Here is a 264-nt window from a genome sequence, read left to right as displayed (position 1 = left end):
AGGGTTTAATTGTAAGAGCAAGAAAAAAGGATAATGAAGCAATTGCTGAGATTATTCAATTATCAGAAAGGAAAGCATATTTTATTGCTTATAAAGTAGTCAATAATGAGGCTACTGCTAAAGATATTGTACAGGAAGCGTATATTCAAGCTTTTCAGAAACTGGATCAATTGAGTGATGATTCTAAGTTTGAGAGTTGGTTCAATCAAATTGTTTCGCATAAGGCATTGGATTATACAAAATCTAAACAAGGTAAGAATAAGC

General features: G+C 31.4%; 1 protein-coding gene. It reads left to right on the top strand.

The features are described from left to right. Window positions 1–264, top strand: a 264-nt coding sequence (locus LJE08_RS14120; RefSeq protein WP_227403593.1) for an RNA polymerase sigma factor, incomplete at both ends; no start/stop codon positions are given.

It is taken from the genome of Holdemanella sp. DFI.5.55 (assembly GCF_020593575.1).
Taxonomy (GTDB): Bacteria; Bacillota_I; Bacilli_A; order Erysipelotrichales; family Erysipelotrichaceae; genus Holdemanella; species Holdemanella hominis.
Note: the sequence above shows the minus strand (reverse complement) of the source record. Positions and strands in the feature narration are given on the sequence as shown.